At 68.7% G+C, this 25,715-nt stretch carries 22 protein-coding genes; 14 read left to right on the forward strand and 8 right to left on the reverse strand.

Annotation, left to right across the window (positions count from 1 at the left end; all coding sequences use genetic code 11):
- The first annotated feature begins 62 nt into the window (after positions 1–62).
- Genes A6W98_RS05095 through A6W98_RS05105 form a run of 3 tightly spaced genes read left to right on the forward strand, consistent with a single transcriptional unit; the run spans position 63 to position 3,170 of the window.
- On the forward strand, positions 63–488 hold the full coding sequence (locus tag A6W98_RS05095) for a MarR family winged helix-turn-helix transcriptional regulator (protein WP_168161814.1): 426 nt from the start codon (positions 63–65) through the stop codon (positions 486–488).
- Positions 488–2,119 carry an MFS transporter gene (locus tag A6W98_RS05100; protein ID WP_042458679.1) on the forward strand — a complete coding sequence of 544 codons (1,632 nt, stop codon included), beginning with the start codon at positions 488–490 and terminating at the stop codon, positions 2,117–2,119. The genes A6W98_RS05095 and A6W98_RS05100 overlap by 1 nt, the downstream gene beginning before the upstream one ends.
- A gap of 10 nt (positions 2,120–2,129) precedes the next feature.
- Positions 2,130–3,170, forward strand: coding sequence for an HlyD family secretion protein (locus A6W98_RS05105; protein ID WP_042458682.1), 1,041 nt, complete (start codon positions 2,130–2,132; stop codon positions 3,168–3,170).
- Between the two features lie 23 nt (positions 3,171–3,193).
- Here A6W98_RS05105 and amaB read toward each other — a convergent pair whose 3' ends face one another.
- From amaB to A6W98_RS05125, 4 genes are all read right to left on the reverse strand, one after another.
- Entirely contained in the window at positions 3,194–4,702 is a 1,509-nt protein-coding gene (gene amaB, locus A6W98_RS05110) for an L-piperidine-6-carboxylate dehydrogenase (protein WP_042458685.1), read from the reverse strand.
- Positions 4,703–4,970: 268 nt separating this feature from the next.
- Positions 4,971–5,486 (reverse strand): Lrp/AsnC family transcriptional regulator, encoded by a 516-nt coding sequence (locus A6W98_RS05115; protein ID WP_231098369.1) that lies wholly within the window; start codon positions 5,484–5,486, stop codon positions 4,971–4,973.
- Positions 5,483–6,343 (reverse strand): VOC family protein, encoded by an 861-nt coding sequence (locus tag A6W98_RS05120; RefSeq protein ID WP_042458688.1) that lies wholly within the window; start codon positions 6,341–6,343, stop codon positions 5,483–5,485. The genes A6W98_RS05115 and A6W98_RS05120 overlap by 4 nt, the downstream gene beginning before the upstream one ends.
- A 27-nt stretch (positions 6,344–6,370) precedes the next feature.
- Positions 6,371–7,084, reverse strand: coding sequence for an SDR family oxidoreductase (locus A6W98_RS05125; RefSeq protein ID WP_042458692.1), 714 nt, complete (start codon positions 7,082–7,084; stop codon positions 6,371–6,373).
- Positions 7,085–7,280: 196 nt separating this feature from the next.
- Here A6W98_RS05125 and A6W98_RS05130 point away from each other — a divergent pair, with 196 nt between their 5' ends.
- The 8 genes from A6W98_RS05130 to A6W98_RS05165 all read left to right on the forward strand — a co-directional run bounded on the left by A6W98_RS05130 (position 7,281) and on the right by A6W98_RS05165 (position 17,090).
- Positions 7,281–8,888, forward strand: coding sequence for an ABC transporter substrate-binding protein (locus tag A6W98_RS05130; RefSeq protein ID WP_042464582.1), 1,608 nt, complete (start codon positions 7,281–7,283; stop codon positions 8,886–8,888).
- A gap of 96 nt (positions 8,889–8,984) precedes the next feature.
- Complete coding sequence (locus A6W98_RS05135) at positions 8,985–9,968, forward strand: ABC transporter permease (protein ID WP_042458694.1); 984 nt, start codon at positions 8,985–8,987, stop codon at positions 9,966–9,968.
- On the forward strand, positions 9,965–10,843 hold the full coding sequence (locus A6W98_RS05140) for an ABC transporter permease (RefSeq protein ID WP_042458697.1): 879 nt from the start codon (positions 9,965–9,967) through the stop codon (positions 10,841–10,843). The genes A6W98_RS05135 and A6W98_RS05140 overlap by 4 nt, the downstream gene beginning before the upstream one ends.
- Entirely contained in the window at positions 10,840–12,477 is a 1,638-nt protein-coding gene (locus A6W98_RS05145) for an ABC transporter ATP-binding protein (protein ID WP_042458700.1), read from the forward strand. Before A6W98_RS05140 ends, A6W98_RS05145 begins: the two co-directional genes overlap by 4 nt.
- Before the next feature lie 11 nt (positions 12,478–12,488).
- On the forward strand, positions 12,489–14,135 hold the full coding sequence (locus A6W98_RS05150; RefSeq protein WP_042458703.1) for an aminotransferase class V-fold PLP-dependent enzyme: 1,647 nt from the start codon (positions 12,489–12,491) through the stop codon (positions 14,133–14,135).
- Complete coding sequence (locus A6W98_RS05155; RefSeq protein ID WP_042458706.1) at positions 14,132–15,436, forward strand: NAD(P)/FAD-dependent oxidoreductase; 1,305 nt, start codon at positions 14,132–14,134, stop codon at positions 15,434–15,436. Before A6W98_RS05150 ends, A6W98_RS05155 begins: the two co-directional genes overlap by 4 nt.
- A 16-nt stretch (positions 15,437–15,452) precedes the next feature.
- On the forward strand, positions 15,453–15,920 hold the full coding sequence (locus tag A6W98_RS05160) for an L-2-amino-thiazoline-4-carboxylic acid hydrolase (RefSeq protein ID WP_042458708.1): 468 nt from the start codon (positions 15,453–15,455) through the stop codon (positions 15,918–15,920).
- A 3-nt stretch (positions 15,921–15,923) separates the two neighbouring features.
- Positions 15,924–17,090 (forward strand): M20 aminoacylase family protein, encoded by a 1,167-nt coding sequence (locus tag A6W98_RS05165; RefSeq protein ID WP_042458711.1) that lies wholly within the window; start codon positions 15,924–15,926, stop codon positions 17,088–17,090.
- Positions 17,091–17,162: 72 nt separating this feature from the next.
- Here the strand turns inward: A6W98_RS05165 and A6W98_RS05170 are convergent, their stop codons facing one another.
- Entirely contained in the window at positions 17,163–17,960 is a 798-nt protein-coding gene (locus A6W98_RS05170; protein WP_042458713.1) for an ABC transporter permease, read from the reverse strand.
- 185 nt (positions 17,961–18,145) lie between these two features.
- Here A6W98_RS05170 and A6W98_RS05175 point away from each other — a divergent pair, with 185 nt between their 5' ends.
- From A6W98_RS05175 to A6W98_RS05185, 3 genes are read left to right on the forward strand one after another with little or no spacing between them, the layout of a single operon-like run.
- Complete coding sequence (locus tag A6W98_RS05175) at positions 18,146–19,219, forward strand: KpsE/RkpR family capsule polysaccharide export protein (protein ID WP_042458716.1); 1,074 nt, start codon at positions 18,146–18,148, stop codon at positions 19,217–19,219.
- Positions 19,220–19,222: 3 nt separating this feature from the next.
- Entirely contained in the window at positions 19,223–19,882 is a 660-nt protein-coding gene (locus A6W98_RS05180; protein WP_042458718.1) for an ABC transporter ATP-binding protein, read from the forward strand.
- Entirely contained in the window at positions 19,879–20,901 is a 1,023-nt protein-coding gene (locus tag A6W98_RS05185) for a glycosyltransferase family protein (RefSeq protein WP_042458721.1), read from the forward strand. Before A6W98_RS05180 ends, A6W98_RS05185 begins: the two co-directional genes overlap by 4 nt.
- Before the next feature lie 830 nt (positions 20,902–21,731).
- On the opposite strand, the gene A6W98_RS05190 is transcribed toward A6W98_RS05185, so the two are convergent.
- From A6W98_RS05190 to A6W98_RS22110, 3 genes are all read right to left on the reverse strand, one after another.
- Positions 21,732–24,134, reverse strand: a complete 2,403-nt coding sequence (locus tag A6W98_RS05190) for a hypothetical protein (RefSeq protein WP_042458724.1) — start codon at positions 24,132–24,134, stop codon at positions 21,732–21,734.
- An 85-nt stretch (positions 24,135–24,219) separates the two neighbouring features.
- Positions 24,220–24,981 (reverse strand): sulfotransferase family 2 domain-containing protein, encoded by a 762-nt coding sequence (locus A6W98_RS05195; protein WP_042458725.1) that lies wholly within the window; start codon positions 24,979–24,981, stop codon positions 24,220–24,222.
- On the reverse strand, positions 24,978–25,625 hold the full coding sequence (locus A6W98_RS22110) for a CatB-related O-acetyltransferase (RefSeq protein ID WP_269202143.1): 648 nt from the start codon (positions 25,623–25,625) through the stop codon (positions 24,978–24,980). The genes A6W98_RS05195 and A6W98_RS22110 overlap by 4 nt, the downstream gene beginning before the upstream one ends.
- Positions 25,626–25,715: the final 90 nt, after the last annotated feature.

Raw genomic sequence — 25,715 nt, forward strand, 5'->3', positions numbered from 1 at the left:
CGAACATGTTATCAGGCTAATCATTACCCTGATAATGGAATAGCGGTCCCGCGATGCATGTCGTGCAAAAGACGTTTCTGCCCGAAGTGTTCGGGCTGGTGCGGGCGATCCGCAAGCGGTTCGATGCCCGTGCCACCTCGATCGACATGACCTATGCCCGCGCCCAGGCGCTGATGAGCATCGCCAGTTGCGAAGGGCTGACCCAGGTCGACCTGGCCGAGCGGCTCGATATCCGGACCCCCTCGATGAACCGGACCCTCGATAATCTCGAGGCGGCGGGCCTGATCGAGCGCCGCGCCTCGGCCGAGGACAAGCGCGTGCGCCGGCTTTATCTGACCCCGGCGGCGCGGGCCCGGGCCGAGGCCGTCGTCGACTTCACCGATGAGCTTCGGCGCGAGGTCTATCGCGGCATCGACCCGGCCGAGCTGGACCGGGCGCTGGCAACGATCCGCAAGATCCAGGCCAACCTCGCCGCGATGGAACGGTGATGGCAGCCGCAGTGCCGTCCGACGCGCCCGCCCCGGCGCCCAAAGCCGAACCGACGGGTCTGACCCGGCCCCTGCCGCTGGCCGCCGCCTATATGCTGGCCTCGATGTTCATCGCGCTGTCGCAATCGCTGGGGCAGGGATTTCTCGCGGCCAATATCCCCACGCTGGCGGGCGAGCTCGGGGCGACCCAGAGCCAGACCGTCTGGCTGATGGTCGCCTTCATGGCGCCGCGTGCTTCGCTGCCGCTGATGCTGATCAAGATCCGCAGCCAGTACGGGCTGCGCCGTTTCGCCGAGGTCTCGATCGCGCTTTACGCGGCGGTGGCGCTGCTGAGCCTGCTGACCCGCGACCTGCGCTCGGCGCTTCTGGTCGAGCTGCTCTCGGGGATCTCGGCCGCGCCGCTTGCGACGCTGGCCTTCCTTTATGCGCTCGAACCGCTGCCGCAGCGGCTGAAGCTGACGGTGGGCCTGCCCTTCGCGCTCAGCTTCATCGCGCTGGGCATGCCGCTGGCCCGCGCCATCAGCCCCACCGTCCTGACCGATGGCGGCTGGACCGACATCCTCCTGCTCAAGCTCGGCATGGCGATGGTCTGCCTGTTCCTGGTGTTCCTGCTGCCGCTGCCGCATGGCGAGCGGACCCGCTCGATCCGCGGGCTCGACCTGATCTCCTTCTCGCTGATTGCCGCCTCCTTCGGCGGGCTCGTGGCCTGCTTCACCACCGGCTACATCTACTGGTGGACCGCGGCGGCCTGGATGGGGCCGGTGCTGGCGCTGTCCATCGCAGGCCTGGTCCTGGCGCTGGTGATCGAGTTGCACCGGACGGCGCCGCTACTCGATGTGCGCTGGCTGGCGACGCCCGAGATGCTGCACCTGACCGCGGCGCTCCTGATCTTTCGCGTCATCCTGTCGGAACAGACCGCCGGGGCGCCCGGCCTGTTTCGGACCCTGGGCTTCGCGCCCGAGCAGATCGCGCCCCTGTTCTGGGGGATCTCGCTGGCCACGCTTGCCGGTGGCGCCGCCTGCGCGCTGGTGATGAAGCTGGACAGGGTGCCCGCGATCCATGTCGCCGCGCTGCTTCTGATCGCGCTGGGCTCGGCGATGGATGCCCATGCCAATACCGATGTGAGCCCGACCCTGATGATCGCAAGCCAGGCCATGGTCGGCTTCGCCGCGGCGATGTTCCTGCCCTCGGCGATGGCGGCGGGGCTGGTCAAGGCGCTGAGCAAGGGACCGCAATACCTTCTGAGCTTCGTCATCGTGTTCCTGTCGAGCCAGATCCTCGGCGGCACGGTCGGCGCGGGGCTGTTCAGGACCTTCGTGGCGGTGCGGACCACGGCGCATTCGCAGGCGCTGGCCGCCGGGCTGCAGACCGGCGACCCGCTGGTCGCGGAGCGGCTGGCCGGGATCGCAGCGCAGCTTTCGACGACGGTGACCGATCCGGTCCGGCTCAAGGCCGAGGCGGTTGCGCAGCTGGCGGCCGACACTGCACGCCAGGCCACCGTTTCGGCCTATAATGATGTTTTCGCCCTGATCTCGGCCCTGGCCCTGTGTGCCCTGGCCGCGCTTCTGGGGCATATTGCGCGGGACTGGCTGCGGGCACGGATGGCCCGCCGGGTCCCGGCCGACGGATAAGGACCCCTACATGCATCTTCTGAAACACCATGTTCCCACGGTTCTGATCGTTCTGATCGGGGTGCTCGGTGTCGTCGTCGTGCTTTTTGCCTGGCATCTGCCGCCGTTCGGCGGCTCCGAGATCCGGACCGAGAACGCCTATGTCAGGGGAAATGTGGCGACGCTGTCGCCGCAGATCGCGGGCTATGTGACCGAGGTCCGGGTCACGGATTTCCAGACCGTCTCCACGGGCGACATCCTGGTCCGGCTCGACGACCGGATCGCGCGCCAGACGGTGGCCCGGGCCGAGGCCGAGCTCGACAGCGCCCGCGCCGCGTTGAAGGCCAATGACCAGGACATCAATTCCGCCGACGCGACGCTTGGGTCGCGCCGTGCCGCGGCCGAGGCCGCGCGGGCGGCGGTCGATACCGCCCGCGCGGAATGGGACCGGCATGACCGGCTGCGCCGGAAGGGGGTGATTTCGGCCTCCGATGCCGAGGATGCCGAGCTGCGCCTGCGCCAGGCCGAGGCGGCGCTGACCGAGGCGCTGAGCGACGTCGCCGTCGCGCGCGAGGATCTGGCCACCGCGAAGGTCCGCACCGATACGCTGAGCGCCAGCGTGACCTCGGCGCTGGCGGCGGTCGAGCTGGCCAAGATCGAGCTTGAACACACCGTCATCCGCGCGCCGCAGAACGGACGTCTGGGCCAGGTCAATGTCCGGGTCGGCCAGTATGTGACCGCGGGCACCGCGCTGGTGTCGCTGGTCTCGTCGCGGGTCTGGGTGATCGCCAATATCAAGGAGACCGATCTCGCCGGGCTCCATTCCGGCCAGAAGGTGCGCTTCGCGGTCGATGCGCTGGGCGGCCAGCCGTTCACGGGCAAGGTGGCGCTGCTGTCTCCGGCCACCGCCTCCGAATTCAGCATCCTCGGCAATTCGACCGCGACGGGCAATTTCACCAAGATCGCCCAGCGGCTTCCGGTGCGGATCGAGGTCGATCCGGGCCAGGAGGGGCAGGACCGTCTGGCGCCGGGCATGTCGGTCGTGGTTCACATCCCGCGCGACCGCGGCTGAGCCCGCAGGGCTGCGGCTTCGGGTCAGATGTCGAAGACGACGCCCTGCGCCAGTGGCAGCTCGCGCGAATAGTTGATGGTGTTGGTGGCGCGCCGCATGTAGCTTTTCCAGGCGTCCGAGCCGCTTTCGCGGCCGCCGCCGGTCTCCTTCTCGCCACCGAAGGCCCCGCCGATCTCGGCGCCCGAGGTGCCGATATTGACATTGGCGATGCCGCAATCCGAGCCGCGTGCCGACAGGAACAGCTCCATCTCGCGCAGGTCGGTGGTGAAGATCGACGAGGACAGCCCCGCGCCGACCGCGTTATGGGCCTCGAGCACGGCGTCGAAATCGCTGTATCTCATCACGTAGAGGATGGGGGCGAAGGTCTCTTCCAGCACCGGACCGGTCTGGGCGGGCATTTCGACCAGCGCGGGGCGGGCGTAATAGGCGCTGTCGGGGCCGATGTCTTCGCGCGTGCCGCCATGGACGGTGCCGCTCGCCGCGCGCGCCGCCTCCAGCGCCTCCTGCATCGCCCGATAGGCGGCGCCGTCGATCAGCGGCCCGACCAGCGCGTCGGTTTCCAGCGGGTTGCCGACGCTGACCGAGGCATAGGCCCGGATCAGCCCCGGCACCAGCGCGTCGTAGATGTCGTCATGCACGAACAGCCTGCGCATCGTGGTGCAGCGCTGTCCGGCGGTGCCCATCGCGCCGAAGGCGACCGCGCGCAGCGTCATCGCGGTATCGGCCGAGGGGCAGACGATGCCGGCATTGTTTCCGCCCAGCTCCAGGATCGAGCGGCCGAAGCGTGCGGCGACCTTGGGGCCGACGATCCGCCCCATCCGGGTCGAGCCGGTGGCCGAGACCAGCGCCACATCGGGGCTTTCGACCAGCGCGTTGCCCAGCTCGGGGCCGCCGGGCAGCACCTGCACCAACGCCTCGGGGGGCGCGCCGAACCGGGCCAGGGCCCGGCCAAGCACCGCGTCGCAGGCCAGCGCCGTCAGCGGGGTCTTTTCCGAGGGTTTCCAGATCACCGGATCGCCGCAGACCAGCGCCAGCGCGGCGTTCCAGGCCCAGACCGCGACTGGAAAGTTGAAGGCGGTGATCACGCCGACCGGGCCCAGCGGGTGCCAGGTCTCCATCATCCGGTGGCCGGGGCGCTCGGTCGCGATGGTCAGCCCGTAAAGCTGGCGCGAGAGGCCGACCGCGAAATCGCAGATGTCGATCATCTCCTGCACCTCGCCCGCGCCCTCGGACGGGCTCTTGCCGGCCTCGACCGAGACCAGCCGGCCGAGATCGTCCTTGGCCGCGCGCAACTCCTCGCCCAAGAGCCGCACCAGCTCGCCCCGCCTGGGCGCCGGGACCATCCGCCAGTCGCGGAAAGCGGCCTTCGCGGCGGCGATGGCCGCGGCCGCATCCGCAACGCTGGCCGGAGAGATGTCGGCGATCCGCTCGCCGGTGAGCGGCGAGACGCAGGCCATGCTGCCGCCGCTCAGCGCGTCGGCGGCGACGCCGAGGCGCGACATCAGGCATTCGGTCTCGGAACGGAGGGTCATTTGCGGTCCTTCCTGTCATCCTGTCGGACGGCGCTGTCTGCGGGACGCCGTGCGCGCGCCCCGCCCGAAGCTCCCATGAAGGCGCGGGCGTTTCAACCGGTTCCGGGTTGCGGGCGCCGTCCGTCGACAGCGCCCGCCCTGCCGATCGCGGGCGCAGGTCCCGGCGATATGATGGGCTCCCGTCGCGCGAGGCCCGGATCCAGGCTTCGGGGTTGCCGCGCGGCGCCCGCGATTTCAACCGGACCGCAGCTTATGCGTGGGCCGGACCTCAGAGATAGGTGCTTGGCACCGCGGTGGTGAATTTCAGCTCTTCCATCGAGATCGAGGAATTGATCTGCGAGAAATCGAGCCGCTCGATCATCGCCTTGTAGACCCGGTCATAGGTCGAGATGTCGGGAACCACCACCTTCAGGATGTAATCCGTCGCCCCGGTCAGCCGGTAGGCCTCGACGATCTCGGGCAGGTCGTCGATCAGCGCCCGGAACTGGTTCAGCCAGGCCGTTTCGTGCCGGGGCGCGGTGATCCCGATGAAGACGGTCATGCCGACATTGGCGCGGGCGTGATCCACGATCGCCACCCGCCCCTTGATCACGCCCGCCTCTTCCAGCCGCTTGATCCGCCGCCAGCAGGGCGTGGGGCTGAGCCCCACGATATCGGCCAGCGCGTTCACCGCCAGATCGGAATCGCGCTGCAGGATCTCGAGGATCTTGCGGTCGATCTCGTCGAAATCGGGCATCTCGGCCGATTTCCGATCCGCGCCGCGGGTCTTGCGGCCGGTGCTCATCTCTGCCGGAACTCCAGCACCGCCCCGGCGCAATCGGAGGGCGCCAGCGCGATCCCGCGCGCGGTCTCGACCGGCGAGACCCCGGATGCGGCAAGACAGGCCGCGGTGGCCGCCATGTCTTCGGAATGAAGCGCAAGCCCGGCAAAGCCCTCGGCGGGGGCGGCGGACAGGTCGAGCCCGGGGAAGTAATCGGCCAGCGCGGCCCCGGTCAGGCAGAGGATGGGGGCCGAGGCCGGGCCGGTCTCGACCCGGTAGCCGCCTGCGGCGGGCGCGACCCGCCCACTGGCGTAAAGCCGGGCCAGACGCTGCGCGGCGGCCTCGGGATCGGCGCTTTGCGCGACGATCTCGGCCAGACCGCAGGCGCGGTTCGGATGGGTCAGAAGCTCGGGCAGCCAGACCGTGTCGCGGGTCCGGTGCTGGCACATGAAGACGATGCCGAAGGGCAGCTCGCTGTCTGCGAAGGGCATGGTCGAGAAGGCTGCGCGCCCGGTCCCGCCGTCCGGAAGCGGCACCGGACGCTCGAAATGGCCGACCTCCCCGGTCGCGATGCCAAGCGCTTCCAGCGCCGTCTTCGCGGCCTCGGCATCGTCGATCCGGCAGGCCACGGCCCGCAGCCCCTCGCCCTCGCGCGCCAGTGCCGCGCGCCGGGGGGCGTTGCCCTCGGTCGGCGTCACGATGCCCAGAAGCTCCATGTAGTCGCCGGGGAACATGAGGGTGTAATTCGCCGTGCCCTTGGCCGCGCTGTGCAGTCCTTTCGGCGACAGCGTGAAGCCGAGCCGTCGGTAGGCCTCGGCGGCGCGGTCGAGATCCTCGACCATGAGGAAGACGTGATCGACGCCTTTGACGGGATGGGTCATGGAAGCTCCTTCGGTTCGGCGGGTCATTCAGCGGGCGGCGCGCTGCACGGGCGCAAGGGTTATTTCATGTATCGCGACATTCGGGTTCATGCCCGCGACATGAAGCGCCAGTGCCGCCATGTCCTCGGGCTGGATCATCTCGGCCGCGCGGGCCGGGTCGAAGCCGGGCCGTCCGTTCAGCAGCGGCGTCGCCACCTCGCCGGGGCAGAGCGCGGTCGACCGGATGCCGTTTTCGCCCTCCTGCGCGTTGAGGCTGGCGCTGAGATCGGTCAGCGCATGTTTCGAGGCGCCATAGGGCACCCCCGCCACTGGCGCGTGAAACCGCCCGGCCCAGGACGAGGTATGGATCATCACGCCCGATTGCTGCCGCCGCATCGGCCCCAGGGCCGCGGCGATGACATTCAGCGCGCCGGTCAGATTGGTGGCGATCACCCGGTCCCAGCTGTCCCAGTCAAGCTCGTCCCAGCGCCGGAGCGGCACGTTCAGCCCAGCATTGTTGCACAGCACATCGATCCGTCCCGCCCACTGGACGATCTCTTCGGCAATTGCCAAAATGCGCGCCCGGTCGGTGACATCGCCTGCAAAGACCCGTACAGCCCCGCCGAGTTCGTCGGCCAGCGCGGTCAGGCGGTCCTCCGAGCGCGCGGTCAGCGCGACGCGGTATCCCGCACCGGCAAAGGTCCGCGCCATGGCCGCGCCGATACCGGAACCGGCGCCCGTTATCCAGACACAGTTCTGCATATTTGTTCACCCTTTCTGCGAATATGGGGGAATGTTTTCGCGCAGTATAGCCAAAAAGGTAGGATTTTCTTCCGAAAATGATAGTGCCCGCGCAAAAAGTGCATTGACCTCGGTGGCGGGTTGCCGCTTTTTGTTCGGGCGGACACGTCCGGGACGGATGCCCGGACGGCAAGACCACAAAAACAGGGATTTCGACATGATCACGACCTGCAGATCGGCCGGCAGACCGGGATGGGGCTGGCTTCTGGCCGGGGCCGCGCTTGCGACTATGGCGGGTCCGGCAGCGGCCGAGGAACCTCAGCGCGGCGGCACCGCCATCGTTCACATGGTGTCGGAACAGCGCGTGCTGAACCCCGCGCTCCGGGCCTCGACCGGGGTCTACAACATCACCGGCAAGATCATGGAGCCGCTGATCGACAAGTCCTATGACGGCCCCGTGGGGGTGCTGGCGACGGACTGGTCCTCGACCGATGACGGGCTGCACATCACCGTCAATCTGCGCGAGGGCGTCAACTGGCATGATGGCGAGCCCTTCACCTGCGACGACGTCGCCTTCTCGGCGATGGAGCTGTGGAAGCCGCTGCTCAACTATTCCTCGACGCTGCAGCAATATCTCGAGTCGGTCGACTGCACCGATGCCCATACCGCCGTCTTCAACTATTCCCAGCCGATGCCGCTGGGCCTCTTCGTCGCGGCGATGCCCGATCTCGGCCACCCGGTGCCGAAGCACCTCTATGAGGGCACCGACATCATGCGAAACCCCCACAACACCGCGCCGGTGGGGACGGGGCCGTTCAAGTTCGTCGAATACAAGCGCGGCCAATATGTCATCGCCGAGCGCAACGACGATTACTGGCGTGGCGAGGAATATCCCTATCTCGACCGCATCGTCTGGCGCTTCATCCCCGACAAGTCGGCGGCCGCGGCGGCGATGGAGGCCGGGGAAATCCACGAATCCGGGACCAACAGCCTGTCGATGGCCGATATCGAGCGGTTCTCGAAGATGGACGGCTTCGATGTCGGCACCAAGGGCTACGAGAACAACGTCGCCCACTCGACCGTCGAGTTCAATCACCGCAACCCGATCCTTGCCGATCTGAAGGTGCGGCAGGCGATCTATCACGGGCTCGATATCGACTACGCGATCAAGACCATCATGCGCGGCTACGCCAAGCCGGGGCGCGGTCCGATCCCCTCGACGGGCGGGGCCAACTATACCGATGACGTGACCACCTATGACTACGATCCCGAGCTGGCGAAGCAGATGCTCGACGAGGCGGGCTATCCGGCCGGCGAGGACGGCATCCGATTCAAGCTGCGGCACCGGCCCGCGCCCTGGGGTGAATATACCCAGCTCTGGGCCGAGTATTTCGCCCAGGCGATGGGGGAGATCGGCATCGATGTCGAGATCCTGACCAATGACGCGCCGGGCTTCCTGAACGGGGTCTATCGCGACCACGATTTCGACACCGCCAATGGCTGGCACCAGTTCCGGTCGGACCCGGCGGTCTCGACCATGGTCTGGCTGCGCTCGGGCTCGCCCAAGGGGACCCCCTGGTCGAACCAGTTCGGCTGGAAATCCGACGAGATGGACCGGATGATCGACGAGGCGCAGGCCGAGCTCGACCCCGCGGAACGGGCGGCCGACTATCACGCGATCCAGGCGAAGGCGATGGAAGAGCTGCCGCTGATCTTCGCCATCGAGCATCCCTTCATCTCGGTCACCTCGCAGAAGCTCCACAACCACCACAACAACCCGCGCTGGATCTCGTCGAGCTGGTACGATCTCTGGATCGAGCACTGATCCGCTGACCCGCGAGGCCGGGCATCCGCGCCCGGCCTCGCGCCTCACGGCGGCCGAAACCGAAAGCCCCCCGAAAAGCCCCCCGGAACCCGCAAAATGCAACTGACCCAAGTCCTCACCTACGCGATGCGGCGGCTTCTGCAGGCCGTGCCGGTGGTGATCCTGATCATGGTGGGCACGTTCCTGCTGCTGAAACTGGCGCCCGGCGATACCGTCGATGCGCTGGTCGGCGACATGGGCGGCGCCGATGCCGCCTATATCGCCCGGCTCCGCGCCGAATACGGGCTCGACCAGCCGGTCTGGGTCCAGCTCGGGCGCTACATGGCCAAGCTGATCCAGTTCGATTTCGGCTGGTCCTTCGTCTACGAACAGCCGGTTTCGGCGATCCTGTGGGAACGGCTCGGCACCACCCTGATGCTGATGGGCACCTCGCTGAGCCTTGCCTTCTCGATCGGCGTCGGCCTCGGCGCCATCGCCGCGCGGCGCGCCTATTCGCTGACCGACAACGCGATCTCGACGCTGGGACTGGTCTTCTACGCCACGCCCAGCTTCTTCCTGTCGCTGATGATGATCCTCCTGTTCTCGGTCAAGCTGGGCTGGCTGCCGGTCGGCGGGCTGACCGATGTCGCCGCCTTCTATACCGGCTGGGACCACGTGCTCGACGTGGTGTTGCACCTGATCATGCCGACCGCGGCGCTGTCGCTGATCTACCTGTCCTTTTATCTGCGGCTGATGCGGGCCAGCGTGCTCGAGGTTGCCGATCTCGATTTCGTGCGGACCGCGCGGGCCAAGGGCGCGGGCGAGACACGGCTGATGGTCCATCACATCATGCGCAACGCGCTGTTGCCGGTGGTCACGCTTCTGGGGCTGCAATTCTCGACCGTGCTGGGGGGCTCGGTGGTGGTCGAGACCATCTTCGCGCTGCCGGGGCTTGGCCAGCTGGCCTATCAGTCGGTGATCCAGCGCGACATGAACATGCTGATGGGGATCATCTTCCTCTGCGCGATCATCGTCGTCATCGTGAACTTCCTCACCGACCTGCTTTATGCCCGCCTCGATTCAAGGATCGCCCTGAAATGACCGCCGCGACCACAGATCTGCCGCGCCCCGAGGTCCGCCCCGCCGTCGCGCTCTGGCGCCGCTTTGCCCGCAACCGCGCCGCCCTGCTGGGGCTGGTGCTGTTCGGGGCCGTCCTCGTGATGGCCGCGACCGCCGGGCTGATCGAGCCCGTCGACCCGTTGCGCCGCGCGGGCGATCCGCTGACGAAACCCTTCATCGACTGGGCCGTGCCGCTCGGCACCGACCAGCTTGGCCGCGACATCCTGGCCGAGCTGTTTCACGGCGCCCGGATCTCGCTTCTGGTCGGCGTGCTGGCGACGCTCCTGTCGATCGGCATCGGCGTCGTCGTTGGCGCCGTTTCGGGCTTCTTCGGCGGCTGGGTCGACGATGTGCTGATGCGGGTGACCGAGGCGTTCCAGACCATTCCCAATTTCGTGCTGCTCTTGGCGCTGGTGGCGATTCTGGGCTCGTCCATCGAATATATCACGCTGGCCATCGCCATCGTGTCCTGGACCGCGCCCGCGCGCATGGTCCGGGCCGAGTTCCTGTCGCTGCGCAGCCGCGAATTCGTCGATGCGGCGCGCAATCTGGGCGTCTCGAACGGGGCGCTGATCTTTCGCGAGATCCTGCCCAACGCGCTGCCGCCGGTGATCGTCTACGCCTCGGTCATCATGGCGCTGTCGATCCTTCTGGAAAGCGCGCTGGCCTTCCTGGGGCTGGGCGATCCCAACTATGCCAGCTGGGGCAACATGATCGGGCAGGGGCGCGCGGTCTTGCGCACCGACTGGTACTGCGCCGTCATTCCCGGCATCGCCATCGTGCTGACGGTTCTGTCCTTCTCGCTTCTGGGCGAGGGGCTGAACGATGCGCTCAATCCGAGGCAGAAGAAACAATGACCGATCCCGTTCTCGACATACGCGGCCTCAAGATCGCCCTGCCCAAGGGCGCGGACCGGCCCTTCGCGCTGGCCGGGCTGGACCTGAGCGTGCGCCCCGGCGAGATCGTCTGCCTCGTCGGCGAAAGCGGGTCCGGCAAGTCGTTGACCGCGGGCGCGATCATGCGGCTTCTGCCCGAACCCCATGTCCGCGTCGCCGAAGGCACGATCCGCTTCGAGGGCCAGGACCTCTTGGCCTTGTCCGAACGCGAGATGAAGCAGATCCGCGGCGACCGCATCGCCCAGATCTTCCAGGAGCCGATGACCGCGCTCAACCCGCAGAAGACCGTGGGCTGGCAGATCGACGAGGTGCTGCGGCTGCATACCCGGCTGGGCCGCAAGGCGCGCCGCGCGCGGGTGCTGGAACTGCTCGATCTGGTGCATATCCCCGACCCGCCTTCGGTCTTCAACGCCTATCCGCATCAGGTCTCGGGCGGGCAGCGGCAGCGGGTGATGATCGCGATGGCGCTGGCCTGCGAGCCGAAGCTGATCATCGCCGACGAGCCGACCACCGCGCTTGACGTCACCACCCAGCTGCAGATCCTCAAGCTGATCCGCGAGCTGCAGGAAAAGGAAGGCGCGGGGATCCTTTTCATCACCCATGATTTCGGCGTGGTGGCCGAGATCGCCGACCGGGTGGTGGTGCTGAGCAAGGGCGAGATGGTCGAACAGGGCCCCGCCGCCGAGATCCTGAACCGGCCGCGGCACCCCTATACCCGCGCGCTGATCGGGGCGATCCCGGCGCTGGTGCCCCCCGCGCCGCGCGATTTCGACGCCGCGCCGGTGGTCCTGAAGGCCGAGGGGCTGGTCAAGACCTTCGCCGCGCGCGGCAGCCTGATCTCGGGCAAGCGCGCGCCCGTGAAGGCGGTCGACAACCTGTCCTTCACGCTGCGCCGGGGCGAGACGCTGGGTGTCGTCGGCGAAAGCGGCTCGGGCAAGACCACGGTGTCGCGGATCGTGACCCGGCTGCTGGAATCCGATTGCGGCGCGGTCGAGGTCGACGGCACCGACCTGCTGGCCTGTTCGCCGCGCGAGCTGCGCGAGATGCGGCGCCATATCCAGATGGTGTTCCAGGACCCGATGGCCTCGCTGAACCCGCGAAAGCGCGTCGAGGACCTGATCGCCCAGGGGCCCATCGTCCATGGCGCCGAGCCCCGCGCCGCCCGCGCCCGCGCCCGCGAATTGCTGGAGCTGGTCGAGCTGTCGCCCGCCGCCGCCACCCGCTATCCGCATGAATTCTCGGGCGGGCAGCGCCAGCGGATCGGCATCGCGAGGGCACTGGCAATGGAGCCGAAGGTGATCGTCGCCGACGAGCCGGTCTCGGCGCTCGACGTTTCGGTGCAGGCGCAGGTGCTGAGGCTTCTGGCCGATCTGCGCGACCGGCTGCATCTGTCGCTTCTCTTCGTCACCCATGACCTGCGGGTCGCAGCCCAGCTCTGCGACCGGGTGATCGTGATGCAGAAGGGCCGGATCGTCGAGACCGGCATCACCGCCGAGCTTTTTGCCGATCCCCGCCACCCCTATACGCAACAGCTTCTGGCCTCGATCCCGGGCCGCGGGTGGACCCCGCCCAGCCTGGAAACGGACGCCGCCTGAAGGACCTTCCCATGTCTCTGCAATTCGATGACATCCGCCGCGCCCTGATCGGGGAGGGCACCGCCATTCCCGGTCCCTTCGGTCCGCGCGCCCTGATCTATGCCGATTACGTGGCCTCGGGCCGGGCGCTCGGCTTTGTCGAGGACGCGATCCGGCAGCATGTGCTGCCCTATTACGGCAATACCCATACCGAGACCTCCTTCACCGGGCGGCGCACCACCGAGCTGCGCGAACTGGCGCGGGCCTCGGTGCGCGAGGGCATGGGCGCCGATGACGGCCATGCCGTCGTGTTCTGCGGCGCGGGCAGCACCGCGGCCACCGACAAGCTGGTCCGGGCGTTGCAGATGGGGGTGCCGGCCGGCCGGCTCGGCCCCGATGCGGTGGTCTTCGTCGGCCCCTACGAACATCACTCGAACGACCTGCCCTGGCGCGAAAGCGGGGCGAAGCTGGTGCGGATCCCGCTGGATGCGGCGGGGACGCTCTGCCTTGAGACGCTAAAGCGCGAGATCGCGGCCCATGCCGGTGCCGGGCTGATCCTGGGGGCCTTCTCGGCGGCCTCGAACGTGACCGGCATCCGCACCGATATCGGCGCGGTGGCGCGGCTTCTGCACGAGGCGGGCGGCTGGTGCGTCATCGATTTCGCCGCCGCCGCCCCCTATGTCGCGATCCGGCTGGCCGAAAGCGCGCCCGGCGCGGGCGACCGGATCGACGCGGCGCTGATTTCCCCGCACAAGTTTCCGGGCGGTCCCGGCGCCTCGGGCCTGCTGATCGCCGATTGCGCGCTTCTGGCCGCGGCGCGGCCGACCGTGGTGGGCGGCGGCACCGTCAGCTTCGTCAGCGCGGCCGGGCAATGCTATATCGACGGCGTCGAGGCGCGCGAAGAGGCGGGCACGCCCTCGATCGTCGGCAATATCCGCGCCGGCATGGTGATGGCGCTGAAGACCGAGCTTGGCGCCGAGGCCATCGAGACCCGCGAGGGCGAGCTGCGCGCGCGCCTCGATGCCGCGCTGTCGGCCGAGCCGGGGATCGAGCTTCTGGGGCCGCGCAACGCGCCCCGGCTGGGGATCTTCTCGTTCAACATCCGCATCGGCGCGCGGCATCTGCATCACGGCTTCGTCGTGGCGGTTCTGAACGATCTGTTCGGCATCCAGGCCCGTGGCGGCTGTTCCTGCGCCGGTCCCTATGGCCACCATCTGCTGCAGATCGACGACGATCGCAGCCAGCGTTTCTCCGAGGCGGTGGCGCGCGGCCATACCGCGTTCCGGCCCGGCTGGGTGCGGCTGGGGGTGAACTACTTCTTCTCGGACGAGGATGTCGACCGGCTGGCCCGCGCGCTGGTCTTCATCGCGCGGAACGGGCTGGCGCTGCTGCCGCTGTACCGGCTCGATGTCGAACACGGCGTCTGGCGTGCCCTTGATGGCGCGCGCAGCCCCGCGCCCGAAAGCCTTGCCGCGCTCTGGGCCGAGACGCCGGACACCCCGGAGCCCCCCGATTTCGACACCTGCCTTGCCGAGGCCGCGCGTCTGGCCGAAACCGGACGGGCGCGGGCCGATGCGGTGGCGGGCACCCCGCTTCATCCCGAGGACGAGGCCCTGCGCTGGTTCTGGCTGCCCGAAGAGGCCGCCGCCGCGCTGACCGACGAGGAGACCCCTGCATGACCGATCCCGTGACCTTCCCGCCCTCGCTCTGGGCCGATACCGCCCCCGACCGGGTCCCGGCGCCGCCGCTGCAAGGCACGATCGAGGCCGATACGGTCATCATCGGCGGCGGCTTCACCGGTCTGTCGGCGGCGCTGCATCTGGCGCGCGAGGGCCGCAAGGTGGTGTTGCTGGAAGGCCAGGCGGTCGGCTGGGGCGCCTCGGGGCGCAACAATGGCCAGGTGATCCCGACCCTGACCGCGGCCGAGCCCGATGCCTGGGTCGCGCGTTTCGGCGAGACCGGGCGGCGCTTTGCCGAGCTGATCGGCGGTTCGGCCGGGCTTCTCTTCGACATCGTCCGCCGCGAGGGGCTGAAGGCCGAGGCCGAGCAGAGCGGCTGGTTCCAGCCCGCCCATTCGCCGGGCCGCGTAAAGCTGAGCGAAAAGCGGGTCGAGGCCTGGCGCCGCTTCGGCTTCGACGTGTCGCTGAAGGATGCAAGGGAAACCGCCGAGCTGCTGGGCAGCGAATTCTGGAATGGCGGGATGTATGCGCCCTCGGGCGGGCATATCAACCCGCTGGCACTGGCGCGCGAGCTGGCCCGCGCCGCCGAAGGCCATGGCGCGGTGATCCACGAACAGAGCCCGGTGAAATGGTTCGAGCGGCAGGGTGCCGAATGGGTTGCGGCGACCGCGGCGGGCAAGGTCAGGGCGCGCGCCCTGATCCTGGCCAGCAACGCCTATACCGGCAAGCTGGCGGGCGGGCTGGCGCCGAAGATCGCGCGGAGCTTCATTCCGGTCCATTCCTGGCAGATGGCGACCGAGCCTCTGGGCGAGGATCTGCGCCGCAGGATCCTGCCGGGCCGGCAGGCGGTGTCGGATACCCGGGGCGATCTGCGCTTCTTCCGCTATGACGCGCGCAACCGGCTGATCACCGGCGCCGCGATCATTCCCGGCTGGAACGATGCCGGGCGGGCCGAGGCCAAGGCCGCGCAGAATCTCGGGGAGGCCTTCCCCGAACTCGGCATGCCGAAGATGACCCATGTCTGGTCGGGCTATCTGTCGATGAACTGGGACCGCTTCCCCCGTGTTCATAACCTGGGCCCCGACGGCTGGGCCTGGGCCGGCTGCAACGGGCGCGGCGTGGCGCTGGGCACGGCGCTTGGCCGCGAGATGGCGCGCGCCGTCGCGGGCGAGGACCCGCGCGGGCTGGCGCTGCCGGTGACCGAGCCGCAGGCCTTCCCCTATCACGCCCTGCTGACCCGCCTGGCGCCGGCCTATCTGGCCTGGCTGCGCCGCAAGGACCTGCATGAACCCGATCTCTGAGCCAGGAGCCAAGAGCATGAAAGACCTTCCGATCCTCGAACGCCGCCGCATCGAGGCAATGATCCTGAAACATGTCTTCGACGTGCTCTCGGAACGCTCCGGCCGGGCCGAGGCCGAGGCGGTGATCGGCGAGACCTGCTCGCGCTCGGCGATCGAGCAGGGAAAGGCGCTGGCCGCCGATCTGGACCATCCGCCGACGCTCGAGGATTTCGCGGCGATCCTGCCCAACTGGACGAAGGAGGACGCGCTGTCCATCGAGCCGATCGAGACCTCGGCCGAGAAGATGGATTTCAACGTTACCCGCTGCCGTTATGCCGAGATGTATCGCGAGATGGGGCTGGGCGAGATCGGGCATCTGCTCTCGTGCAACCGCGATGGCGATTTCTGCATCGGCTACAACCCCGAGATCGAGATGACCCGGACCCAGACCATCATGAAGGGTGCGAGCCATTGCGATTTCCGTTACCGAATGAAGAAGGACTGAGGCATGGCCGTCGAGAACTGGGTCGCGAAACACATTCCGGAACTGGTGGCGTTTCGCCATGACATGCACCGCAACCCCGAACTGCTTTACGACCTGCCCCGGACCTCGGCCCGGGTCGCCGAGGCGCTGCGCGCGGCGGGGGTGGACGAGGTGCATGAGGGCATCGGCCGGACCGGCGTCGTCGGCGTGATCCGGGGCCAGAGCAACGTCTCGGGGCGGACCATCGGGCTGCGCTCTGACATGGACGCGCTGCCGATCCATGAGGAGACCGGCGCCGACTGGGCCTCGACGGTGCCGGGCAAGATGCATGCCTGCGGCCATGACGGACACATGACCATGCTGCTGGGCGCGGCGCGGCATCTGGCCGACAGCCGGGCCTTCGACGGCACCGTGATCGTGATCTTCCAGCCCGCCGAAGAGGGCGGCGCGGGTGCGAAGGCGATGATCGATGACGGGCTGTTCGCGCGCTGGCCCTGCGACGAGGTCTACGGGATGCATAACCGTCCCGGCCTGCCGGTCGGGCAGTTCACCATCGCGCCGGGCCCGATCATGGCCTCGGTCGACGAGATCCGGATCACCGTTTCCGGGCGCGGCGGCCATGCCGGGCGGCCGCATCTGTCGGTCGATCCGATGCCTGCCGCGGCGGCGGTGATCCAGGCGGTGCAGGCGATCACCGCGCGCAGCGTCGATCCGATCGACAGCGCCACCATCTCGCTTTGCACCATCCAGGGCGGCAATGCCTTCAACGTGATCCCGACCGAGGTGACGCTTACCGGCACGGTGCGGGCGCTGCGCGAGGAGGTCCGCGACCATATCGAGGCCCGCCTGGCCGAGACCGTGGCGGGCGTCGCGTCGGGCTTCGGTGCGACCGGCACGCTCGACTACATCCGCCATTACCCGGTGACGGTGAACCACGAGGCCCAGACCGATCTGGCCGCTGCCGCTGCGCGTGTGGTGGCGGGCGACGAGGCGGTCACCACCGACATGCCGCCGACGCTTGGCGGCGAGGATTTCTCGTTCATGCTGAACGAGGTGCCGGGCGCGCTGATCAATATCGGCAACGGGCCGAGCCAGGGGCTGCATCACCCGCGTTACGATTTCGACGACGAGGCCATCGGCTGGGGCTGTTCCTACTGGACGACGCTGGTGCGTCAGCGCCTGCCGCTCTGAGCCAGACCTCGCGCGCCGGGGCGGAGAAAGCCTCCGCCCCGCTCGGGGTCCGTTTGGGCCGAGATGCCGCGCTCAGGCGTCGATCACCGCGCTGCGGTTGCGCATCAGCAGGAACCCGCCCAGCAGGAAGCAGAAGGCCGCGACGCCGAGGGGAAAGCCGAGCACGACGTAATTGCCCTCATAGACCGGGTAGAACGCCTTCCGGGCCTCGCCGACGCAATGCACGATGGGGTTCCAGAACAGGATCTCGCGGGCGTTCCTGGGCAGGCTCTCATAGGTGAAGAACACCGCCGACAGGATGAAGAGCGGCCGGTTGATGATGCTCCAGACCCGTTGCCAGAGCGGCACGAAGGCGAAGATCACCGCATTCAGCGTGCCGACCCCCAGCCCCAGCAGCGCTGCCGAGCCGATGGCGGCGAAGAGCGGGCCCAGTTGCAGCCGCACCGGGTCGTCGGTGATGACGAGCAGGGTCGAGAAGACCAGCACGCAGACGATGACGATGGTCAGGAACGAGAGGAAGAACCGCGCCAGTACCGCGTCGAGCGGCGTCACGATCGGGAAATGCATCAGCGGCCGGTTCACCGTGACCGAATTGCTGACCCCGCCCGCGATCTCGGAATAGGCGTGGAACGGGAGATATCCGGTCGCGTAGAACAGGATGAAGCTCTCGCCCAGGGGCGGCGTGTGGATGAATTGCGAGAAGGCCAGGGCCAGGATCGCGATCATGCCCGCGGGCTCCAGCACCGCCCAGATATAGCCGCCCGGAGACCGGCCATAGCGGGTGATCATCTCGCGGATCACCAAGGCTCCGAAGACACGCAGCGAGGGCAGGCGCCAGCCGGGGCGGGGCTGCGGGCGGAACAGGGACATGCGACCTCCTCGAGAGGATTTTCACTCTGGCGTTGCGTCGTCATGGCTTTCATCTACCATTGCCTGCACGATTCCGGTAGCTGGGCAGTACCGTGCAAGTATCTTCCAACATCGATGGTGGCCTTCGCGTCACCGGAGCGGTTTCCGACAAGGCGGAAACCCGGGCGCAGACCCGTCATCGGGTGATGCGCTTCGGATTTCTCGGCACGGTCGTTCTGCCGACCCTGCTGACCGCCGCCTATCTGTGGCTTTTCGCCGCTGACCAGTACCATTCCGAGGCCGCCTTCTCGGTCCGGTCCGAGGATTTCTCGAACCCGCTCGAGGCGCTCAGCGCCTTCACCCAGGTCGGGTCCTCGTCCTCGTCGGATTCGCAGATCCTCTATGATTTCATCCGTTCGCAGCCCCTGATCCAGAAGGTCGATGCCTCGCTCGACCTGCGCCGCATCTACGGCAAGCCCTCGCACGATCCGGTCTTCTCGCTGGAGGACGATGCCTCGCGCGAGGACAAGCTCGATTACTGGCGGCGCATGGTGAAGGTCGCGGTCGATCCCTCGACCGGCGTGCTGTCGCTGCAGGTGCGGGCCTTCACGCCCGAGGATGCCCAGGCCGTCGCCCAGGAGATCCTGACCGAAAGCGGCTTCATGGTCGACGATCTCAGCCGCATCGCCCGGCAGGATGCGATCCGCTTCGCGCTCGAGGATGTCGAGGAAGCCGAGGCGATGCTGCGCGATATCCGCCGCAATGTGCGGGTGTTCCGGCTGGAAAACGACATCATCGACCCGACCGAGGTGGCCGAGTCGCAGATGGGCGTGATCGCGGCATTGGAATCGCAGCTTGCCAGCGCCCTGGTCGAACGCGAGACCATCGCCGGTTTCGCCGGTCAGGAGGATCAGCGCGTCAAGCGGATCGACCGCCGGATCGAGGCGGTGCGCAGCCAGATCGACCAGGAACGGCGCCGGATCGGCAAGTCGACCTCGGGCCCGACCTCGCTGGTCGACGTGATCGGCGCCTATGAGGAACTGCTGGTCGATCTCGAATTCGCGCAGCAGGCCTATACCGCCGCGCTCGCCTCGGAAGAACAGGCCCGGGCCGAGGCCCGCCGCACCAGCCGCTATCTTGCCGTGCATATCCCGCCGACCCTGGCCGAGGACAGCATCTATCCGCAGCGCTGGCTGCTGATCCTGCTGGTGCTGATCTGTTCGCTGGCTGCCTATGCCACGGTGCTGCTGGTCTATTACAACATCCGCGACCGGGGCTGAGCCATGCTCGAATTCCGTGCCGTGGAAAAGGCCTTCCGGCTGCCGGGCGGGGGGCGGCGCCGTATTCTCAGCGGGCTGACGCTCGATCTGCCGCAAAAATACCGGGTGGCGATCATCGGACGCAACGGCGCGGGCAAGTCGACCTTCCTGCGGATGGTGGCGGGCACGCTTCAGCCCGATCACGGCGAGATCCGGCGGCTGGGTCGAATAAGCTGGCCGATGGGCTTTTCCGGCGGCTTCCATCCGGCGCTGACCGGGCGGCAGAATGCGCGCTTCGTGGCGCGGATCTATGGCGCCGATACCGATGACCTGGTCGAGGAGGTGCAGGCCTTCTGCGATCTCGGGCCCTATTTCGACGCCCGCCTGCAGACCTATTCCTCGGGCATGAAGGCGCGGCTGGCGCTGGGGGTCAGCCTCGCCACCAATTTCGACTGCTATCTGGTCGACGAGATCACCGCGGTCGGGGACGCGGCCTTTCGCAAGAAGGCGCAGCGCACCTTTGCCGAGCGGCTCGACAGGGTGCAGGTGATCATGGTGTCGCATTCCGAGGCGACGTTGCGCGAATACTGCAATTCGGCGCTGTTCCTGCAGGATGGCGAGGGCTGGTTCTTCGAGGATCTCGACGAGGGGCTTGCCGCCTATCGCAAGTCCATCGCGTCGTGAGCCGGGGGCCGGTCTTCGGCCAGCCGCGCTTTCTTGCCGGTCCGCAATCGCCGACGGCCGATCTCTATCTGGGCTTTTCCCTTGCCGGGGCCATTGCGGCCGGTCGGATCCGGCGGCTGGCGCCGACGGTGTTTCTTGCGGGCGATGCCCTGATCGTCATGCGCCACCTCGCCGGGCTCGGCCTGCTGCCGCGCTACCGCCGTCTGATCTATCTGATCGATGACGACATCCCGGCGGGGCTTCGCGACCGGGCCCTGCCGCGCGCCTATCGGGCCAAGCTCGCGGCGCTCGAGCTGCCCGCCCTCCTGCGCTGCGGCGCTGCGGCCGAGGCGGTGGTCGCGACCAGTCCGGCGCTGGTCGCGCAGTGGCGCGCCCGGCATCCCGGAAAGACCGTGATCGGGACCGCGCCGGCCTGGCCCGTGGCCGAGATGCCTGTGCCGCGGCCAGCGGCGCCGCTGCGGCGGATCGCGCTGATCATGGGGCGCAGCCATGCCCGCGACGCGGCCCCGCTCTGGGCGCCGCTTCTGGCGCTGCTCGACCGGCGGACCGCGCTGGGCCTGACGGTGTCGGGCAATCTCGACCTGCCCGCCCCGGTCCGGAGCCATCCCCGGGTGGATATCCTGCCCGCCCGGGGCTGGGAGGACTATCTGGGCTGGCTGCGGACCGCCCGGGCCGATATCGGGCTGGTGCCGCATTTCGCCTCGCGGGACTTCAACGCGGCGCGCTCGGGCAGCAAGCTTGGCGAATATGCGATGACCGGTGCGGCGGTGCTGGGCGCCGAGGCCTGGGCCGAGGGGCGCGCCGCTGCGGCGGCGGGCCGCTGTCTGGCAGTGCCGCCCGACCCGGCCGCCTGGGTCGCCGCGATCGAGCGGCTGGCCGAGGCGCCGGATGAGGCCCGCGCCCTCGCGGCCCGCAACCGCTCTGCGCTGATCGCCGAGGATGCCTGCGGTCGCCAGCAGCGGCTCTGGTCCGACCTTCTGGGCATGGATCTTCGAGGCGTTCCGGCGGAACCGGGCTGATCCGTTCCGGCCGTCACGGCCATTGCCCGCCGGGTCGCCGAGCGTCCCGCCCGGCATGAATGGGCCAATAGCTGGCCACCGCGCGGCTCTGCCCTGTCCTGCAAGCCCGAGGCCCGCCTCAAGCCCCTGAGTGTCCGGCTTTGGCCTCCCGGAACCGGGTGCTATATTCGGGCAGCGAACGGAATATCCGCGGAGGGTCCGGCAGGGCCCGGACAAGGGGGGCAGACATGAACCAGGAAGCAGGGCTTGGGGGTGCTTTTCGTCGCCGGGTTCGGCCCGATCACCACGGATGCCGAGAGCAGCCGGGAGCTTTATGTCGAGACACTCGGCCTGCCGCTCTGCCGAGGCCTCAGGCATGGCTGGAATTCGATGTCGAGAATATCGCCGTCGCCACCGAAGGACTGCTGGCGCGGGGCTGTCAGCTTCTGGTGGCCGACAGGCAAGAGCCCTGGGGCCAGAGAGTGACGCGCTTTCTCAGCCCCGAGGGCCTGCTGCTTGCCGTGAGCGAAACGCCGTGGTTGCGCGGTTCCTGAGATCGCGACCGACCGTCGGCCGCCTGGAAAACAAGCCCTTACGCTGCGTGGATCTTCGTTGCCGGTCGAGAGCGGCCGGGATGTCCTCAAAAGGGCGGTGAAGACAGGGCCAGATCCGCTTGCCTCCCGGCAGTGAAGACACGGGGATCAGCCCGGCTGCGGCTCTGCAAGGGACCGTCGGTTCTCCCTCGCGAGGCTCCCCATCCGCGATCCCTGAGGAACGCTGTCCCGATCCCTTCGAAGGCCGATGACCCCGGGCTGGGCTCGGCAGGGCGGCGGAGGCGGAACGCCCGGCCTTTACGCGGTTGAGGCCTTTGCGGCGGGCGTGTCCCGGAGCTTGCCTGACAGCGGTGTGAACAGCAGCCAGCGCCAGAGCATCGCCTGAAGGTTCTGGTTCTCGGGCGCGCCGCGCATCATCCACTCGATCCGCTCGAGATAGGCCGCGGCCCAGCGGTCGAGCCAGGCCTGCCCGTCCTCGCCGGTCTCGGGTCGGGGCAGCGGCGCGATGTCGAAAGAGATGCGCCCGTCGCGCCAGAGCGGCTGCAGCATGATGCTGGGCAGCTTCAGCCCGGCAGCCAGCTTGGGCATGGTGTCGAGAAGCCCGATGGGCTGGCCGAAAAGCCGCCCCCGCGCGAGGCCGCCCCCGGGCCCGCGGCGCATGGCGGGGCCGGGCATGTCATGCGTCATCAGCACGATACTGCCCTTGCGCAGCGCCCGCATGGCGTCGGCCGCGGCCTGTTTCGGGTGGGACGCCGCCGGGATCAGCCGACCCAGGTTGTCGGTGGCCGGGTTCGCCGCCGAGCGCGCGCCCAAATAGTGAAAGTCGTCGTACAGCTCGTGCAGAATCGAGAAGACCAGCGGCCCGAAATGGGTGGCCGCGAGGATGCAGGGCCGGGGCAGGGCGCGCAGCCTGTCGATCTCGCCGTCCCGCAGCCAGGGCTCCAGCGCGGCGGCATCGGCCGGGGCGGCGGCCAGCCAGCGCCAGACCGCGCCTGCCCGCTCGGCCCGCCGGGTCCATTCGAGCTGTCCGTGCGATCTGTCGCGGGCCAGGTGCCAGGCCAGCGGGCCGGAGGGCGGGATAACGGAGGGGGCGAGCGGCGGGCCGGTTTCGAAATCGAACAGCCGCGCCAGCTGGGCGGCCCCGGTGGTCGCCCGGTCGGGGGCGCCGATCATGTTCCGGCGACTGCGCACGACGCGGGGAAGGATCGCGGTCGCGTCTTCGGGGCGACCCCGCGCCGTCAGTTCATTCGCCAGAAAGAGGTTCGGCGTGCCGCGCGCGATGCGCAACGTGGCGTCCAGCAGCTTTCGGGCCGCGTCATGTCGGCCGGTCAGGTCGAGGTCGCGGATAAGCTCGACATCGCTTCGCGCGCGGGCGCTGTCGGGATGCGCCTGCTGCTTCAGGCGCCGCGCAAGATAGTCTTCGGGTCTGCCCGAGGCCAGACAGAGCGTGTCCATCAGCTCGTTCCCCCGGCAATGCGCCGGATCGAGCGTCAGCAGCTGCCTCAGCGAGGTTTCGGCCTGAGCGGTCCGGCCAAGCGCGAGACTGGCACGCGCCCGCAGGTGAAGCAGCGATGTATCCGCGCCCTGGCGGTCGAGCAGGCGGGCGCAGATCCGTTCGGTGCGCGGCCAGTCGCCGATCTGGGCCTCGATTTCGGCACGGATGCGGTCCGCGTTGCGATGGCCCGCCGCGCAAAGCCGGGCGACGAGGCCGTAAAGGTCGCGGCGGACCGGTTCGACCCGGTCCAGTTCCTGCGCCGCGGCGATCCGGCCGCCGGCCGCCGCGGGCAGGAGCCCTCCGGTTTCGAGCGCGGCGGCGAAGGCGGCATCGGCCTCTTCGGGACGGCCCAGGCGCAGCAACCCATTGCCCCGCGCGATCAGAAGCGCCGGCGCCAGCGGGGCGTCGGGCAGGAGGGCGAGCGCGGCTTCGGGGCCGTCCAGCGCCAGCCTCGTGGCGAAGCGGGCCTGTGTGATCCCGATCCGGCCGGGAAAGCGGTCGGCGGCCTCCGCCCCCCAGCTTTCGGCGGCGTCGAAGCGCCAGAGCATGCGGGCCGCCGCGATCCGCAATGGCCAGGCGCCGGCGCGGTCGGGCGCGCGCGCGATCACCACCTCGCTCAGCTGCAGCGCTTCTTCGGGGGCTTCGTCAAGCAGGCTCTGCGCCCGTGCGAGGTCTGTTTCGGGGTCTCCGGGGCGCTGGGCGGCGAGCGCCTCTAGCCGGTCGCGGGCGGCCAGGACATGGCCCCGCTGCAGCATCAGCCGGGCCTGGCGCAGCCGCAGCGGCAGATCGCCGGGCAAGGCTGCCAGCGCCGCCTCGGTCGCCTCGAGGGCGAGATCGTAGCGCAGTTCCTGCGCCGCGGCCTCGATCCGGGCGACGAGGGCCTGCCGCTGGTGCGGATCGGCCTTCAGCAGTTCCTGAAGGGTTTCGCCGGCCTCTGCGTGGCGTCCGGCCCGGCGCAGGCTGGCGGCCAGCTCGATCCCGACCCAGAGCGCCCGCGGCGCCTCGGCGGCCAGCCCGCGCAGATGCGTCAGGCTGTCTTCGACCCGCCCGGCCTCGCGCAGCAACACGCCCTGCCGAAGCCGCAATGACAGGTCGTCCGGGCGCCGCGTCAGCGCATGGGCCAGCAGTTCGAGCGCGGGTCCGGACGCCCCCGAGGCCTCGAGCACTCTGACCCTCTGGATGATTTCCGCAAGCTCGTCCTGCATCGGTTCGGCCTTCCGCGCTTTGCAGGCCCGGGGCGACCGTTCCGGCCCCGGACGGAAGGCAGTGTCTTCGGCCGGGGCCGACCGATCAAGACCCGTCGGAGGAGAGCAGGTCTGCCATCAGCGCGTCGTCGAGGGACGTGAATTCGGCGAGCCGGGCGGCCGAGGCATCGCTTTCGAACCGGGCGAGAAGCTTGGGCCAGCGCCGCTCGCCCCGGACATGCTCGCCGGCATTCACGACCCGTCCGGCCAGCGCCACCGGCCTGCCGAACCGCGCCGACAGATCCTGTTCCAGCCGTTGCAGGCGGTCGACCTCGTAGATCCCCTGCAGCGTCGCCGCGCCCTGCCGGGCCCGGTCCAGTCGCTCGGCCTCGCTCAGCCCGCGCAGCCGCTGCCGTCCCCGCATCCGCCGCGTCGCCAGATAGGTGGTGTAGAAATTGTCGTAATGATCGCGCACGAAGGTCTGCCAGCCGGGCGTGCCCCCGAAGAAATAGTCATCGGCCGAAAGCTCGAGCACCGCGCGCTTGCCGGTATTCTCGGGACGCGCCAGAGCCTCGGGCGACAGCGCCCGCGCCTCCTTCAGCAGGAAGAAGTAGAACGAGGCGATCCGTTCGCGCGGGTCGCGCAGCACCGTGAAGGCGAAGCGGTCGGGCGGCAGGGTGTCGAGCTCGGTCCAGTCGATATGGCCGGAATAGAGATCGTAACCCGGCGGCATCTGCGATCCGGCCCGGCATTGGGTATGCACCCGGACCGGCGAGACGCGCCCGGGATCGCCGACCAGCGTCTCGAGCGCGGCATGGATGCCCTGACCCGCCGTCTTCGGAATATGCAGGAAGACGATCGGGCTCATGGCGCGCCGGTCCCGAGGTCGATCACGTCGGGCCGGAACTCGGGCGTGTCGGTCATCTGCAGCGCGCCCTCGGCAAAGGCCGCGGGATCGGTCGCGTCGAGATGGGTCAGCTGCCAGGGGGCAAAGCGCCACCACCGTGCGCGCTGCATCATCTCGATCTGGTCCGGCGGCAGGCGGAACTTCTTGATCTCGGCAGGGTTTCCCGCCACCACCGCATAGGGCGGCACGTCGCGCACCACGACCGAACGCGCGGCCACCATGGCGCCGTCGCCGATGGTCACCCCGGCCCGGATCATCGCGCCATGGCCGATCCAGACATCGTTGCCGATGGTGGTGATCTTGGCCCTGGTCGGGGGCTTGCCATTGGCGAAGCGGTAGTCGTGATACTCCTTCGCGCCGGCGAAACCGTTGCCGAGATCGAACACCCGGTCATGCAGATAGAACATCGGGCTGGTCGAGGCCCAGGTCAGCGGGTGGTCCTGACGGCCGATCTGCACCTCCTCGCCGAAGGAGCAATAGCGCCCGATCCGCGCGCCGAAGCAATAGCCCGAGACCTGATAGGAGAAGGCGCCGAGTTCGAGCGAGAACTCGTATTGCGTCCATTTCAGGCTGCAGGGCGCCTCGAGCCGGGTGCGGCGTGGCATCCGGAGTTTCGCGGAGTCGCCCCGCGGGAGGACTTCGACGCCTTTCCGCGTCAAGTTGCCTATGGAAACAGTGATGCTGCTCATTTTTCT

It is taken from the genome of Rhodovulum sulfidophilum DSM 1374 (assembly GCF_001633165.1).
GTDB classification, from domain to species: Bacteria; Pseudomonadota; Alphaproteobacteria; order Rhodobacterales; family Rhodobacteraceae; genus Rhodovulum; species Rhodovulum sulfidophilum.

Coding starts and splice junctions, on each gene's coding strand:
- A6W98_RS05100 (WP_042458679.1), top strand. CDS start 488: ATGGCAGCCGCAGTGCCGTCCGACGCGCCCGCCCCGGCGCCCAAAGCC.
- A6W98_RS05105 (WP_042458682.1), top strand. CDS start 2,130: ATGCATCTTCTGAAACACCATGTTCCCACGGTTCTGATCGTTCTGATC.
- amaB (WP_042458685.1), bottom strand. CDS start 4,702: ATGACCCTCCGTTCCGAGACCGAATGCCTGATGTCGCGCCTCGGCGTC.
- A6W98_RS05115 (WP_231098369.1), bottom strand. CDS start 5,486: ATGAGCACCGGCCGCAAGACCCGCGGCGCGGATCGGAAATCGGCCGAG.
- A6W98_RS05120 (WP_042458688.1), bottom strand. CDS start 6,343: ATGACCCATCCCGTCAAAGGCGTCGATCACGTCTTCCTCATGGTCGAG.
- A6W98_RS05125 (WP_042458692.1), bottom strand. CDS start 7,084: ATGCAGAACTGTGTCTGGATAACGGGCGCCGGTTCCGGTATCGGCGCG.
- A6W98_RS05130 (WP_042464582.1), top strand. CDS start 7,281: ATGATCACGACCTGCAGATCGGCCGGCAGACCGGGATGGGGCTGGCTT.
- A6W98_RS05135 (WP_042458694.1), top strand. CDS start 8,985: ATGCAACTGACCCAAGTCCTCACCTACGCGATGCGGCGGCTTCTGCAG.
- A6W98_RS05140 (WP_042458697.1), top strand. CDS start 9,965: ATGACCGCCGCGACCACAGATCTGCCGCGCCCCGAGGTCCGCCCCGCC.
- A6W98_RS05145 (WP_042458700.1), top strand. CDS start 10,840: ATGACCGATCCCGTTCTCGACATACGCGGCCTCAAGATCGCCCTGCCC.
- A6W98_RS05150 (WP_042458703.1), top strand. CDS start 12,489: ATGTCTCTGCAATTCGATGACATCCGCCGCGCCCTGATCGGGGAGGGC.
- A6W98_RS05155 (WP_042458706.1), top strand. CDS start 14,132: ATGACCGATCCCGTGACCTTCCCGCCCTCGCTCTGGGCCGATACCGCC.
- A6W98_RS05160 (WP_042458708.1), top strand. CDS start 15,453: ATGAAAGACCTTCCGATCCTCGAACGCCGCCGCATCGAGGCAATGATC.
- A6W98_RS05165 (WP_042458711.1), top strand. CDS start 15,924: ATGGCCGTCGAGAACTGGGTCGCGAAACACATTCCGGAACTGGTGGCG.
- A6W98_RS05170 (WP_042458713.1), bottom strand. CDS start 17,960: ATGTCCCTGTTCCGCCCGCAGCCCCGCCCCGGCTGGCGCCTGCCCTCG.
- A6W98_RS05175 (WP_042458716.1), top strand. CDS start 18,146: ATGCGCTTCGGATTTCTCGGCACGGTCGTTCTGCCGACCCTGCTGACC.
- A6W98_RS05180 (WP_042458718.1), top strand. CDS start 19,223: ATGCTCGAATTCCGTGCCGTGGAAAAGGCCTTCCGGCTGCCGGGCGGG.
- A6W98_RS05190 (WP_042458724.1), bottom strand. CDS start 24,134: ATGCAGGACGAGCTTGCGGAAATCATCCAGAGGGTCAGAGTGCTCGAG.
- A6W98_RS05195 (WP_042458725.1), bottom strand. CDS start 24,981: ATGAGCCCGATCGTCTTCCTGCATATTCCGAAGACGGCGGGTCAGGGC.
- A6W98_RS22110 (WP_269202143.1), bottom strand. CDS start 25,625: ATGCCACGCCGCACCCGGCTCGAGGCGCCCTGCAGCCTGAAATGGACG.